Origin of the sequence: Streptomyces sp. NPDC008125 (genome assembly GCF_042957125.1) — a bacterium.
Lineage (GTDB): Bacteria > Actinomycetota > Actinomycetes > Streptomycetales > Streptomycetaceae > Streptomyces.
Map to the genome: position 1 here is coordinate 135,423 of NZ_JBIBHR010000015.1, position 12,645 is coordinate 148,067.

Here is a 12,645-nt window from a genome sequence, read left to right on the forward strand (position 1 = left end):
TCTCCCGCTCCACGCTCCGGCGAGCCCGAGCCCGAGCCCGCCGCGTCCTCGGGCCGCGCCCGCTCAGCCGGTGGGCGCGAACACCCCGCCGCTCGCCGACACACCGGTGTCGAAGGTGCTGTGCACGGTGAAGTCGTCGCCGCTCGCGTCCCGTTCGCCCTCCGCGTGGTTGTACTGCCCCGCGAAGGTGAGGGTGGTCGCCGGGGCGGTACGTCCCGGGAGCAGCGTCCAGCGGAACACGAGGAAGCCGCCCTCCTCACCGATGGAGAGCGTGTAGTCCTCCTTGTGGCCGGACGTCCACGCGTCCGTCTTGGTCACCCCGCCGGTCAGCGCGACCCGCAGCTCCACCGTGAGGGAGGTGAGCGGCCGGGTCGCGGTCACCAGCACGTCGCTCTGCGCCCAGTACGCGTTGGACCCGGGGTCCACCACGCCCCGGGTGGACACCGGGCCGTTCGCCGCCGGGAGCTGGGCGCCGCGCTCCCCGGAACGGGCGGCCGCCGTCCCCGTACGGCTGGGCGAGGCCGCCGCCGGCTGCCCGGAACCACCGTCGCGGGTTGTCCCCGCGACGGCGAGAGGAACCGCCAGGAGCACCCCGCAGACCGCCGCCGTCGCCGCCGCGATCCGCAGCCTCGGCATCGGCGCGCGCGGCGGGCGGGCGACGCGTCCGGGCGGCGGGTCCTGCGTCATGCCACGCTCGACCCGCGCCCACATCCGCTCGCGGTCCGGGCGGTGCTCCCGCGCCGCGCCGCGCAGGCGCTCCCGCAGCTCCTCGTCCATCAATGCCTTCCTCCGCCGGGCTGCCCCGCCACGGCCACCCGTGCCGGAGCCGGGCCCGCCCCGGGGCCGAGCAGCCGCTGCAACTCCGCCAAGCCCCGGGAGGTCTGGCTCTTGACCGTACCGACCGATATCCCGAGGACCAACGACGTGTCCCGCTCGGACAGGTCGAACGCGTGCCGCAGCACGACGCAGGCCCGCTTCCTGAACGGCAGCTTACGCAGGGCCTCTTGGACGTCCACCACGGTGGTCACGTCGGGATCCTCCACGGCGAACCCGTCGCCGGCCCCGGAGCGCGGCGCCCAGAACAGCGCGATCCGGCGGCGCTCGCGCACCGCGCCCCGGATCCGGGTGCGCGCCAGGTTGGCGACGACCCCGCGCGCGTACGCGACGGGATGATCGGCCTCCCTCATCCGGTCCCAGCGGTGCCAGAGGGCCATCAGAGCGTCGGCGGCCAGGTCATCGGCCGCGTCCGCCTCGCCTGTCAACAGGTATGCGAGACGAGCCAGTTCGGCGTAGTGCGCCTCGAAGAACTGATGGAACTCGGCGGCAGCGGCAGCGTCGACCACAGTGCCCACGGGTACCTCTCCCTGCTCTCGAATCCCGGTACGCGAACCGCGGTGGCTGTGTACGTTCCCTCAGCGGCACCCAGGGGTGCGAGCGGTGCGAGAGCGTACCAGCGCACCCCGGAAGCGCTGTGAAGCGGGTGTCACCCCAAGTAAGGCGTAACACGGCGAAAACCTGAACCCCCTTTCCACGGGGGAACATGCAGTCACTCGTCCCGCGGACCACCGACATCCCGAGGAGCGCCATGCCGGAAGCACCACAGGCACCCGCAGCACCCGAAGTACCCGCAGCACCCGCACCGCTGGGGACCGCTGCCCCGAAGAACGCGCTGGACCGCTACTTCGCGATCACCGCCCGCGGATCGAGCATCGCCCGCGAGATACGCGGCGGCTTCGCGACCTTCTTCACGATGGCGTACATCCTGGTCCTCAACCCGATCATCCTCGGCTCGGCCGAGGACAAGTTCGGCGCCCACCTCTCCACGCCCCAACTCGTCACCGTCACCGCGCTGGTGGCCGCGGTGATGACCGCGATCATGGGGCTCGGCGGCAATCTCCCGCTCGCCATCGCCGCAGGCCTCGGCCTCAACGCGGTCGTCGCGTTCCAGATCGCCCCGCTGATGAGCTGGCCCGACGCGATGGGCCTCGTCGTCCTCGAAGGGCTCATCATCTGCGTGCTGGTCGTCACCGGGCTGCGCGAGGCCGTGATGCGCGCGATCCCGGCCGCCCTCAAGCAGGCGATCAGCGTCGGCATCGGGCTCTTCATCGCGTTCATCGGCTTCGTCGACGCCGGGTTCGTCACGCGCATCCCCGGTGAGACCGGCTCGACGCCCGTACAGCTCGGCTCGGTCGGCCACCTCACCGGCTGGCCGGTGCTGGTCTTCTGCGTCGGCGTGCTGCTCACCGTCGCGCTGATGGCCCGCAAGGTGAAGGGTGCCATCCTCATCAGCATCGTCGTCAGCACCGTCCTGGCCGTCGTCGTCAACTCGATCGCCGACATCGCGCCGACCGCCTGGGGCCTGACCGTCCCCGAGGTGCCCGAGGACCTCGTCGCCGCTCCCGACTTCGGGCTCGTCGGCTCCTTCAGCCTCTTCGGCGCCTTCCAGCAGGTCGGCGTGGTCACCATCGTCCTGCTGATCTTCACCCTGATCCTCAGCGACTTCTTCGACACCATGGGCACGGTCGTCGGCGTCTCCCAGGAGGCCGGGCTGCTCGACGAGAAGGGCGACGTACCGAACATCGGCCGTGTCCTCCTCATCGACGGGGCGGCCGCCGCCGTGGGCGGAGCCGCCTCGGCCTCCTCCAACACCGCCTACATCGAGTCGGCGGCGGGCGTCGGCGAGGGCGCCCGCACCGGCTTCGCCTCCCTGGTCACCGGCGCCCTCTTCGCCGTCGCCCTCTTCCTGACCCCGCTGGCCACCGTCGTCCCGGCCCAGGCCGCGGCCCCGGCGCTCATCGCGGTCGGCTTTTTGCTGATGGCGCAGGTCCGCCACATCGAGTGGGAGAGCTACGAGATCGCCATCCCGGCGTTCCTGACGATCGCCGTCATGCCGTTCACCTACTCCATCACCAACGGCATCGGCGCGGGCTTCCTCGCCTACGTCGTCATCAAGGCGGCCCTCGGCAAGGCACGGGAGGTCCACTGGCTGCTCTGGGCCACCTCGGCGCTGTTCGTCGTGTACTTCGCGATCGACCCGATCGAGCAGTTGCTCGGCGTGAGGTAGGTCCCCTGGCGCACAGTCGGCCGACCCGGCGGCGGGCGTCCGCGCCGAAGGGCGGACCCGCCGCCGGTCATGCCGGTGAAGTCGGATATCGTGCCACCCGCTCCGCACGCCCGTCCACGGGCGCCGTCACCGTGTCCCGGCAGCACTCCGACCACGCCGGGCACGGCTCGCGGCCGGAGGAACGAATCCGAATGGGGTGGGGGATTGTCCAAGCACCGTTTGTCCAAGAAGGGCCGTTACATCGCCTGGGGGGCGGCGGCCACCGTCGCCGTCGTGGGGTCCGGGGTCGTGGCCCAGACCTCTATGGCGGCCACCACCTGGCCCGCGCAGAAGACCTTCACGGGCCAGGCCTTCGACACCTGCACCGCGCCGTCGCTCGCCGCGATGAAGGCGTGGAAGGCCGACAAGTTCTACGGCGGCGCCGCCGTCTACATCGGGGGCAGGAACCGGGGCTGCGCCCAGCCCAACCTGACCTCGTCCTGGGTGAAGTCGGTCAACTCCGCGGGATGGAAGCTCATCCCGCTCTACGTGGGCGCCCAGCCGCCGTGTCAGAAGAGCTCGAACCCGGAGAAGCTGACCGCTGCCACGGCCGCATCCCTCGGCGTCAAGGACGGCAACGACGCGGTCGCCAAGGCCGCGGCGCTCGGCATGAAGGCCGGCAGTCCGATCTACCTCGACATGGAGCCGTACACGATCACCGACAAGGCGTGCAACGACGCGGTCCTGACCTACGTGCGCTCGTTCACCAAGACCCTGCGCGCCAAGACCTACCGCGGCGGGTTCTACGGCTTCAGCAGCTCCAGCGCCAAGGCGATCGCCACGGCGACCAACAAGACCGATCTGCCGGGCAACCTCTGGTACGCCCTCTGGGACGGCAAGTCCACCACCACGACCGACTGGCCGTGGAGCAAGACGCTCTTCACCGACCACAGCCGGGCCCACCAGTACAAGGTCAACAGCAAGGAGAAGCGCGGCGGGTACACCCTCACCGTCGACCGCGACGCCTGGGACGCCCCGGTCGCCATCGTCGGCTGACCCGCGCCACCCGCTCGACCCGTACCGCACGGAGAAACGGGCCGGGCCCCGTACCACGGGGCCCGGCCCGCCCTCATCGCGCGAGCGCCGCCTTCATCATCTTCTGCGCGACCGGCGCCGCCAGGCCGTTGCCGCTGACCTCGGAGCGGGCCGCCCCCGAGTCCTCCACGACCACGGCGACCGCCACCTCCTTGCCGGAGGCGGCGTCCTTGGCGTACGAGGTGAACCAGGCGTACGGGGTGTTCCCGTTGTCCACGCCGTTCTGGGCCGTACCCGTCTTGCCGCCCACCTCGGCGCCGGCGATCCGCGCGTTGGTGCCCGTACCGTCCTCGACCACCGTCACCATCGCGCTGCGCACCTGGGCGGCGGTCCGCTCCGACACCACGCGCTCGGTGTCGCCGTCCGCGTACTCCCGCAGCGGCGAGCCCTTGGCGTCGGTCACCGAGGAGACCATGTGCGGGGCGGCGAGTTCACCGCCGTTGGCGAGCGCCGCGGAGACCATGGCCATCTGCATCGGGGTGGCCGTCACCTCGAACTGGCCGATGCCGGTGAGCGCGGTCTGCGCGCTGTCCATCTTCTTGGGGTACACGCTCGCCGAGGCGCGCACCGGCACGTCCAGCTTCTCCACGTCGAACCCGAACTTCTCCGCCATCGCCCGCAGCTTCTTCTGCCCGAGGTCGGCCGCCACCTTGGCGAAGACGTTGTTGCAGGAGTACTGGAGCGCGGTGCGCAGGGTGGCGTTCTCGCAGGGCGCGGAGGCGCTCTCGTTCCGCAGGACGGTCGTGGTGCCGGGCAGGGTGAAGGGGTCGGGGCTGTCGGTGGCCTGGTCCACTGAGTCGTACAGGCCGTTCTCCAGCGCGGCCGACGCCACCACCAGCTTGAACGTCGAACCCGGCGCCAGCGGCTGCCGCAGCGCGCGGTTGACGAGCGACTTGTCGGGGTCGTCCAGCAGCTTCTGCCAGGCGGCCTGGTCCGTGGTCCCGCTGATCGTCGACGGGTCGTACGACGGGGTGGAGACCATGCCGAGGATGCGGCCGGTCTTCGGGTCCATCGCGACCGCCGCGCCCTTGTCGTCGCCGAGCGCCTCGTACGCGGCCTTCTGCACGTCCGGGTCGATCGTCGTCAGCACGTCGCCCGGCTCGGCCTGCTCGCCGGTGATCACGTCGGCGGGGTCCTTCAGCCGGTCGTCGGTGCCGTCGAGCACCGAGCTGTAGATGCCCTCCAGCTGGGTGGCGCCGTACGCCTGCGAGCTGTAGCCGGTGACGGCGGCATAGAGCGCGCCGTTCTCGTAGGTGCGCCTGTACGCGAGATCTCCGCTCTCCGTCCTCTGCGATCCGGTGACCGGGGAACCGGCCACGATGATGTCACCGAGCGGCCGCGCGTACTGCGCGATGGTGTTCCGCCGGTTGTCGTCGTTCTCCGCGAGCGCCTTCGCGTCGTACACCTGCACCCAGCTCGCCCGCGCCAGCAACGCGAGCACCAGGAGCAGACAGAAGACCGAAGTGCGCCTGATCGTCTTGTTCATCCCGTTGAGGGACGAGCGGCGGAGCGCCGGATGTTCCCGGTCGTGCCGCTTCTCACCGATTTCTCAGGCGGCCCGACCGGCGGTACGGGGGATGCGTCCCGTCAGAGGCGGCGGGTCGCCAGCGTCAGCCGGTCGCGGGCGTCGAAGAGGGCGTCCTTCACCGTCTGCTCGTGGGCGGGGGTGAGGCGGGCCACCGGAACCGAGCAGCTGATGGCGTCGCGCGAGGGAGTCCGGTACGGGATCGCCACACCGAAACAGCGCAGCCCCAGCGTGTTCTCCTCGCGGTCCACGGCATACCCCTGTTCGCGGATGGTGTGCAGCTCCTCGATGAGCCGCTCGCGGTCGGTCAGGGTGTGCTCGGTCAGCGCCGGGAGCGTCTCCGGGAGCATCTTGCGCACCTGCTCGTCGCTGTAGGTGGCCAGCAGCGCCTTGCCCAGGGAGGTGGAGTGGGCGGGCAGCCGGCGGCCGACGCGGGTGAAGGGGCGCAGGTAGTGCTGGGACTGCCTGGTGGCGAGGTAGACCACGTTGGTACCGTCGAGCCGGGCCAGGTGGATGGTCTCCGTGGTGTCGTCGGAGAGCCGGTCGAGGGTGGGACGGGCCGCCGCCACCACTTCGTCGCCGTCGATGTACGAGGTGCCGACCAGCAGGGCGCGCACCCCGATGCCGTACCGGGTACCGGTGGCGTCGGTCTCCACCCAGCCGAGCTCGACGAGGGTGCGCAGCAGCATGTAGAGACTGGACTTGGGGTAGCCCACCGCCTCCTGCACGGCGGCGAGGGAGTGCATCCCGGGGCGCCCCGCGAAGTACTCGAGGAGCTCCACCGTCCGTACCGCGGACTTGACCTGCGCCCCACCAGACTCGGCAGCCGACATCGCCCTCGCCCCTTCCACACTTCTTCGAAATCCCGTGACTTCGCTGTGACTTCTTGCCTGTGACTTCTTGCCAACGCGGAACGCCCGGAAATAGAGTTCCAGGACATTCACGATGAGGAACGCTGTTCAGAATACCGAACAACTTCCTGGCGTGTGGCAGAGAGTACGGAAGGGAAAACGGTGGCAGCAGCACCAGTCTGGAGCGTCGACCCCCGCACCGGGAACCCGCGCGAGCAGGTTGCGGTGGAGGCTACAGCGGAGGAGGTCGACCGTGTGGTACGGGCGGCGCACGCCGTCCGCGACGCCCTCGCCGACCGCACCGTCCGCGCCGCCTTCCTGCGCACCGCGGCCGACCTGCTCGCCGGGGCCCAGGATTCCGCCGTCGCGACCGCCGATGCCGAGACCGCGCTCGGAACGGCCCGGCTGACCGGCGAACTCGCCCGCACCGCGGAGCAGTTGCGGGCCTTCGCCGAGGTCGTCGACGAGGGCGCGTTCCTCGACATCCACATCGACCACGAGGACGCCGGCCGCACCCCGCCCTGGCCCGACCTGCGCCGCTGGAAGATCCCGCTCGGGGTCGTCGCCGTCTACTCGGCCAGCAACTTCCCGTTCGCCTTCTCCGTCGCCGGCGGCGACACCGCGAGCGCACTGGCCGCGGGCTGCCCGGTCGTCGTCAAGTCGCACCCCGACCACCCGGCCACCTCCGAGCTGGCCGCCTCCGTGCTCCGCCGCGCCGCCGCCGCGCACGGGCTGCCCGAGGACGTCGTCCAGCTCGTGCACGGCTTCGAGGCCGGCGTCGAACTCGTCCGCCACCCGCTGATCTCCGCAGCCGGCTTCACCGGCTCGATCCGCGGCGGACGCGCCCTCTTCGACGCGGCGGCGGCCCGCCCCGCGCCCATCCCCTTCCACGGCGAACTCGGCTCCCTCAACCCCGTCGTCGTCACCGAGGCCGCGGCGGCCGAGCGCGGCGAGCAGATCGGCGCCGGACTCGGCTCCTCCATGACCCTGGGCGCCGGGCAGTTCTGCACCAAGCCCGGCCTGGTCCTGGTCCCGGCGGACGAGAACGGCGACGGACTGGTGAAGACCCTCACCGCGACCGTCGGCGACACCGTCCCCGCCGTCATGCTCGACCACCGGATGCGCGACGCCTTCATCGCCGGAGTACGCGACCGGGCCGCCCTCCCCGACGTGGAAGCGCCCGTCACCCCCGGCGACGGCGGCGAACACGCCGTCGCCCCCGGCTTCCTCACCGTCCCGGCCGCCCGGCTCACCGAGGACGGCCCGCACGAAGCGCTCCTGGAGGAGTGCTTCGGCCCGGTCACCGTCGTCGCCCGGTACGCCTCCGAGGACGAGGTCACCGCCGTGCTCGGCCGCCTCCCCGGCAACCTCACCGCCACCCTGCACATCTCCGCCGAGGAAGAGGCCGGCGGCGCCGCCGGGCTCCTCGCCGCCCTCACCCCGCTCGCCGGGCGCGTCCTCGTCAACGGCTGGCCCACCGGCGTCGCCGTCGCCCCGGCCCAGCACCACGGCGGCCCGTACCCGTCGACCACCTCCACCTCGACCTCGGTCGGCGCCACCGCCATCGAGCGCTGGCTGCGCCCGGTGACGTACCAGTCGACTCCCGAGGCCCTGCTCCCGCCCGAGCTCCGCGACGACAACCTGCTGGGCCTGCCCCGCCGGGTGAACGGATGACGACCATGACCCTGAGACTTCCCGAACTCCCCTTCGATCTGGAGCCGTTCGGCCCCGAGGGCAAGTGGACCTACGAGGACGGCGTACTGACCGGCCGCGCGGGCGGCCGGCAGGACCGTTTCGTACCGCCCGGCGGCGACTCCCTGGAACCGGCCGGCGACGCACCGCGCCTGCTGGGTACCGCGCCCGCCGGTGACTTCCAGCTGCTCGCCCGGGTCAAGGTCGGCTTCGCCGGCGCCTACGACGCGGGCGTCCTCTACCTGCACGTCGGAGAGCACGACTGGGCGAAGCTCTGCCTGGAACTCTCGCCCGCCGTCCCCACCATCTGCACGGTGGTCACCCGGGGCGTCTCCGACGACGTCAACTCCTTCACCGTGGACGGCGACACCTTCTGGCTCCGCCTCACCCGCAACGGCGGCGCCTTCGCCTTCCACGCCTCGCCGGACGGCGTCACGTGGACCTTCGTCCGCGTCTTCGCCCTCGGCGACCCGGCGGGCACGGCCTCGGCCTCGGTCGGCTTCCTCGTCCAGGCGCCCGTCGGCGACGGCTGCGAGGCGTCCTTCGACGAGATCGCCTTCCGCTCGCAGGGCGTCGCGGACCTGCGTGACGGCAGCTGAGCCGCGCTCGTCGCCACCGCCCCGGCCCCTGCCCGCCGCCTCCGTCCGGCGGGCAGGGGCCGGTCCCGTTCCCCGACATCCCCGCGCTCGAACCGGGTTGACAGCCGCTCCGAGACCGCGAGTGCGTCGACGGACGGGTGGGCAGTGAACTCGTAGCCGTACCTCACCCGCCCGGCTGCCGGCCCCTCAGCGGTCCACCGCCGGGAGCCGGTCCAGCCCGGACTCCCGCAGCACCCGGTCCACCGTGTCCGCGAGGGCGCTCGAAGCGCCGACGACGGTCTCCGTACCGCCGGGCAGCAGATCGAGCGGGCGGTACCAGGAGAGCAGGTCGTCCGCACCGACCACCTCGGCGATCGGCTTGGTGGCGTGCCGCCGCAGCGTCTCCTCGAACGGCACGTCCAGGTAGTACCCGTGCGTCGGACCGCGGTGGTCCGAGCGCAGCCGGGCGAGCATCCGGCCGTAGTGGTCGGCGTACAGGATGCCTTCCAGGACGACGTGGAACCCGGCGTCCAGGGCGTACCGGACCACCGCGTCGATCAGGCCGATGTTCGCCGCCCCGGGCCGGTCGCGCTCCCGCAGCACGGTCCGCCGCAGATTGTCCTGGCCCACCAGCGCCACCCCCCGGCCGAACCGCTCCCGCACCCCCGCCGCGACGGCGGACTTCCCCGAGGCGGAGTTGCCGCGCAGCACGACGAGACGGGTCTGGGCGGTGCCGGTTCTCATCCCGGGAATTGTACGGATGCCGGTTCCCGGGCCCATGGTGGTACGAGGCGGTGCCACTACGCCGGTAGCCCGCGCCGGTACGCGCCGGCGCGGAACCGGCCCCGCGCGCCCCACGTCCTCTGCGGCATGCCCCTCCTCATCCGCACCGCCACCGCCGCCGACCTGGACGCGATCGTCCGCCTGCACACCGAGGCCCGCGCGACCTACTACCGCGGACATCTCGCGCCCGACGCGTACGCGGGCCCCGAGGAGGCCGGCCGGTCCGCCGCGGGCTGGGCGCGCGCCGTGGGCGCGGACCACGCCACCGTTCTCTGCGCGGAACGCGGCGGCGCTCTGGTCGGCGTCGCCGGCCACGCCGTACGCGACGGCGGCACCACCCTCACCCAGCTGCACGTGGACCCCTCGCAGTGGCGTACGGGCGTGGGCACCGCCCTCCACACCGCGTGCACCGACGCCTGGCGCCGGGCCGGCGTCCGTACCGCACGCCTGGAGGTGTTCGCCCCCAACACCCGCGCCCGGGCCTTCTACGCCCACCACGGCTGGACCGCCGACCCGGACACCCCGCGCGACGGCACCCACCTGGTGCTCCGGCTCCTTCTCGGCGACGGCTGAAACCACCGCTCCCGGCTCAGGGCCGAGGCGCCGGGTGCGGGCGCAGGACCATGAGCGAGTCCTCCACGCCCGCCACCATGGCGAACGGGAACCGGTCGAGTTCGAGGCAGAGAGCGACGTCATCGGGGTGGGCCCCCTCGCGCACCCCTTCCCTCAGCTCGGCGGCGGCGAGGGACTTCTCCCCGCGGCGGAGGAACTCGTCGGCGTTCCTTCTGGCCCCGTTGGCCCGCCCCGCGATGTACTGCGCGCACGCGAGATCCTCCTCGGCCCTCCCGCCCTCGCCCGTGACGACGAACGTGACGCTGCCGGTCCCGGTGGCCCGTAGGACCTCGGCCGTCGCCTCCGCCACCACGAAGCCCGCGCACAGCACCAGCGGCGCGTCCCTGACCGCGAGCGCGCCGACCGTCCCCGCCGTGGTCTTCTGCACCACGGTCCGCCCGTCGAGGTCCACGGAGCGCAGCAGAGCGGGCGAGTTGACGGCGTCGAACCCGGGCGCGGGCGGGCCGTCCTTCAGCGTCACCCACTCCGGGTGGCGGGACTTGAGCGTCAGGGACTCTTCCAGCGACCCGCAGAGCACGATCTTCTCGGCTCCCCGGGCGAAGGCCCACGCGGCCACCGTGAAGGCGCGCATCACGTCGACCACGACCGCCACGGACGGGGTGTCCGTCAGGTCATCGATTCCGAGAAAGGAGGCGTCCATGCGGTCATGATCGTGGGGACCACGACTCCCGTCACCCGAAGAGTGGTGCGCATCACACCAGGTGGTGACGGGGAACCGGGAGGCGGCAACCCGGACCGTGACGCGATGCCCGGCGGGAATCCGGGTGGGGACGACGGTGTTGTTCCCCCTGGCGCGGAGGGCTCTCCGCGCGCGTTACCGAGCCCGTCCGGGGAGCGCTCCGCCAGGGGAGAGCTACCTCACGGGAAGAGCTGGAGAGAAGAGAGAATGCGCGTCGAGATCTGGAGCGACATCGCCTGCCCGTGGTGCTACATCGGGAAGGCCCGCTTCGAGAAGGGGCTGGCGGGATTCGCCCACCGCGACCAGGTCGAGGTGGTGCACCGCTCCTTCGAGCTGGACCCGGGGCGCGCCAAGGACGACATCGCACTGGTCGTGGACATGCTCGCGCAGAAGTACGGCCGCACCCGCGAGGAGGTCCTCGCGATGGAGGGCAACGTCGCCGCGAACGCGCAGGCCGAGGGGCTCGGGTACCGCAGCGAGGGCCGTGACCACGGCAGCACCTTCGACATCCACCGGCTGCTCCACCTCGCCAAGGCGCGCGGGCTCCAGGACGAGCTGCTGGCCCTCGCCTACCGGGCCAACTTCGCCGAGGAGCGCTCCGTCTACGACGACGCGGTCCTGGTCGAGCTGGCCGTCGAGGCCGGTCTCGACGAGGCCGAGGCCCGTGCGGTGCTCGCCGACCCGACGGCGTACGCCGACGACGTACGCGCCGACGAGCGCGAGGCGTCCGAACTCGGCGCCAACGCCGTCCCGTTCTTCGTGCTCGACCGGCGGTACGGCATCTCCGGCGGCCAGCCCTCCGAGGTGTTCGCCCAGGCGCTGGAGCAGGCGTGGAAGGACCGCGAGGCCACCGCCCTCACCCCGGTCGGTGACGACGCCGCCGCCTGCGACGCCGACGGCGCCTGCGAGGTCCCGCAGCCGGGCGCGGCGACCACCTGACGGCCGCGCGCGGCGCTGTCGCGGTGGGGGCAAGGCCCGGGGGGGACATGCCCCCGTCCCCACCGCACCGCGCGGGTCGTGTCAGGTGGCTGACGACTTGCGTTCGGTTGCTCAGTTCCGCTGATCCAACGCGTCGGCGAAGGCGCGGAGGGCATCGGCCAGCTCCCGGTCGGTGGGCAGTTCATCCACCTTCTTCTCCAGCTCGTCGATGCGCGCCGTCAGATCCTCCAGGCTCGGCGGAGCCGTGGATCCCCCCGTGGGGTCCGGGGACCCCGACGGTTCCGTTCCGCCCGAGCCGCCGGTGTCCGATCCGCCCGTCTCCGAACCGTCCGAGCTCCCCGTGTCCGCACCCGCGGCGCTGCCCCCGTCGGGAGAGCCGCCATCGGTGGAGCCCCCGTCGGTGCCCCCCTCGTCGGTGCCCCCCGAGCCGCTGACGGAACCACTGTCGCCGCCGCCGGCGTCCGCGCCCTCCGTGACCCCGGCGGTGTCCGAGCCTCCCGTGTCCCCGCCGGTGTCCACGCCCCCGGTGACCCCGCTGGAGTCCGGGTCGGGTGTCGCCGTCACCGGGGTCATGTGCGCCGGACGAGAGCGTCCGCCGTCCTCGGCGGCCACGGCGATCGCCCCGCCGACCCCCAGCACCAGCGCCACGGCCGCGCCGACGAGTGCCACTGTCGTCCTCCGCGCCTGAACCTTCCTCATGTGCGTCATGCGACGGACACTAGCCACGGATCCCCGTGGAAGGATTTGTTCCGAGGAATCGACGCCCCGCCTCCGCCCCGCGCGGGTGCGGGCAGGGAGGGGGCGGACGTCCTCCGCCGGGCCCGGAC

At 72.4% G+C, this 12,645-nt stretch carries 13 protein-coding genes; 6 read left to right on the forward strand and 7 right to left on the reverse strand.

From position 1 onward, the window contains the following. Window positions 1-63 precede the first annotated feature (63 nt). Both ACFZAX_RS24795 and ACFZAX_RS24800 read right to left on the reverse strand, forming a co-directional pair. Window positions 64-777, reverse strand: coding sequence for a hypothetical protein (locus ACFZAX_RS24795; protein ID WP_390964262.1), 714 nt, complete (start codon window positions 775-777; stop codon window positions 64-66). After that, complete coding sequence (locus tag ACFZAX_RS24800) at window positions 777-1,352, reverse strand: SigE family RNA polymerase sigma factor (RefSeq protein ID WP_390964264.1); 576 nt, start codon at window positions 1,350-1,352, stop codon at window positions 777-779. The genes ACFZAX_RS24795 and ACFZAX_RS24800 overlap by 1 nt, the downstream gene beginning before the upstream one ends. A gap of 233 nt (window positions 1,353-1,585) precedes the next feature. Here ACFZAX_RS24800 and ACFZAX_RS24805 point away from each other — a divergent pair, with 233 nt between their 5' ends. Next, window positions 1,586-3,064 (forward strand): solute carrier family 23 protein, encoded by a 1,479-nt coding sequence (locus ACFZAX_RS24805; protein WP_390964266.1) that lies wholly within the window; start codon window positions 1,586-1,588, stop codon window positions 3,062-3,064. 204 nt (window positions 3,065-3,268) lie between these two features. Further along, window positions 3,269-4,099, forward strand: a complete 831-nt coding sequence (locus ACFZAX_RS24810; protein WP_390964268.1) for a glycoside hydrolase domain-containing protein — start codon at window positions 3,269-3,271, stop codon at window positions 4,097-4,099. Between the two features lie 73 nt (window positions 4,100-4,172). Here the strand turns inward: ACFZAX_RS24810 and ACFZAX_RS24815 are convergent, their stop codons facing one another. Together ACFZAX_RS24815 and ACFZAX_RS24820 are read right to left on the reverse strand one after the other, a co-directional pair. Next, window positions 4,173-5,624: a penicillin-binding transpeptidase domain-containing protein gene (locus ACFZAX_RS24815; RefSeq protein WP_390964269.1), complete on the reverse strand. Its 1,452-nt coding sequence runs from the start codon at window positions 5,622-5,624 to the stop codon at window positions 4,173-4,175. 101 nt (window positions 5,625-5,725) lie between these two features. Further along, on the reverse strand, window positions 5,726-6,496 hold the full coding sequence (locus ACFZAX_RS24820) for an IclR family transcriptional regulator (RefSeq protein WP_358761354.1): 771 nt from the start codon (window positions 6,494-6,496) through the stop codon (window positions 5,726-5,728). Window positions 6,497-6,676: 180 nt separating this feature from the next. Between ACFZAX_RS24820 and ACFZAX_RS24825 the strand changes: the two genes are divergently transcribed. Together ACFZAX_RS24825 and ACFZAX_RS24830 are read left to right on the forward strand one after the other, a co-directional pair. Then, window positions 6,677-8,188, forward strand: coding sequence for an aldehyde dehydrogenase family protein (locus ACFZAX_RS24825; RefSeq protein ID WP_390964271.1), 1,512 nt, complete (start codon window positions 6,677-6,679; stop codon window positions 8,186-8,188). 5 nt (window positions 8,189-8,193) lie between these two features. Next, a complete protein-coding gene (locus ACFZAX_RS24830; RefSeq protein WP_390964273.1) occupies window positions 8,194-8,805 on the forward strand; it encodes a DUF1349 domain-containing protein in 612 nt (203 codons plus the stop codon). Between the two features lie 186 nt (window positions 8,806-8,991). Here ACFZAX_RS24830 and ACFZAX_RS24835 read toward each other — a convergent pair whose 3' ends face one another. Then, window positions 8,992-9,528 carry an AAA family ATPase gene (locus tag ACFZAX_RS24835; protein WP_390964274.1) on the reverse strand — a complete coding sequence of 179 codons (537 nt, stop codon included), beginning with the start codon at window positions 9,526-9,528 and terminating at the stop codon, window positions 8,992-8,994. A 126-nt stretch (window positions 9,529-9,654) separates the two neighbouring features. Here ACFZAX_RS24835 and ACFZAX_RS24840 point away from each other — a divergent pair, with 126 nt between their 5' ends. Beyond that, window positions 9,655-10,140 (forward strand): GNAT family N-acetyltransferase, encoded by a 486-nt coding sequence (locus tag ACFZAX_RS24840; protein WP_390964275.1) that lies wholly within the window; start codon window positions 9,655-9,657, stop codon window positions 10,138-10,140. 16 nt (window positions 10,141-10,156) lie between these two features. Here the strand turns inward: ACFZAX_RS24840 and ACFZAX_RS24845 are convergent, their stop codons facing one another. Beyond that, window positions 10,157-10,840: a 2-phosphosulfolactate phosphatase gene (locus tag ACFZAX_RS24845; RefSeq protein WP_390964277.1), complete on the reverse strand. Its 684-nt coding sequence runs from the start codon at window positions 10,838-10,840 to the stop codon at window positions 10,157-10,159. Between the two features lie 246 nt (window positions 10,841-11,086). On the opposite strand from ACFZAX_RS24845, the gene ACFZAX_RS24850 reads away from it, so the two are divergent. Further along, window positions 11,087-11,818, forward strand: a complete 732-nt coding sequence (locus ACFZAX_RS24850) for a DsbA family protein (RefSeq protein WP_390964279.1) — start codon at window positions 11,087-11,089, stop codon at window positions 11,816-11,818. A 111-nt stretch (window positions 11,819-11,929) separates the two neighbouring features. Here ACFZAX_RS24850 and ACFZAX_RS24855 read toward each other — a convergent pair whose 3' ends face one another. Then, the gene (locus ACFZAX_RS24855) at window positions 11,930-12,526 is read right to left on the reverse strand and encodes a hypothetical protein (protein WP_390964281.1); all 597 of its coding nucleotides are present in this window, start codon (window positions 12,524-12,526) and stop codon (window positions 11,930-11,932) included. Window positions 12,527-12,645 lie beyond the last annotated feature (119 nt).

What these genes read in the sequence shown, in the direction of transcription:
- ACFZAX_RS24795 (WP_390964262.1), bottom strand. Translation starts at nt 777, where the DNA reads ATGGACGAGGAGCTGCGGGAGCGCCTGCGCGGCGCGGCGCGGGAGCAC.
- ACFZAX_RS24805 (WP_390964266.1), top strand. Translation starts at nt 1,586, where the DNA reads ATGCCGGAAGCACCACAGGCACCCGCAGCACCCGAAGTACCCGCAGCA.
- ACFZAX_RS24815 (WP_390964269.1), bottom strand. Translation starts at nt 5,624, where the DNA reads ATGAACAAGACGATCAGGCGCACTTCGGTCTTCTGTCTGCTCCTGGTG.
- ACFZAX_RS24820 (WP_358761354.1), bottom strand. Translation starts at nt 6,496, where the DNA reads ATGTCGGCTGCCGAGTCTGGTGGGGCGCAGGTCAAGTCCGCGGTACGG.
- ACFZAX_RS24830 (WP_390964273.1), top strand. Translation starts at nt 8,194, where the DNA reads ATGACCCTGAGACTTCCCGAACTCCCCTTCGATCTGGAGCCGTTCGGC.
- ACFZAX_RS24835 (WP_390964274.1), bottom strand. Translation starts at nt 9,528, where the DNA reads ATGAGAACCGGCACCGCCCAGACCCGTCTCGTCGTGCTGCGCGGCAAC.
- ACFZAX_RS24840 (WP_390964275.1), top strand. Translation starts at nt 9,655, where the DNA reads ATGCCCCTCCTCATCCGCACCGCCACCGCCGCCGACCTGGACGCGATC.
- ACFZAX_RS24845 (WP_390964277.1), bottom strand. Translation starts at nt 10,840, where the DNA reads ATGGACGCCTCCTTTCTCGGAATCGATGACCTGACGGACACCCCGTCC.
- ACFZAX_RS24850 (WP_390964279.1), top strand. Translation starts at nt 11,087, where the DNA reads ATGCGCGTCGAGATCTGGAGCGACATCGCCTGCCCGTGGTGCTACATC.
- ACFZAX_RS24855 (WP_390964281.1), bottom strand. Translation starts at nt 12,526, where the DNA reads ATGACGCACATGAGGAAGGTTCAGGCGCGGAGGACGACAGTGGCACTC.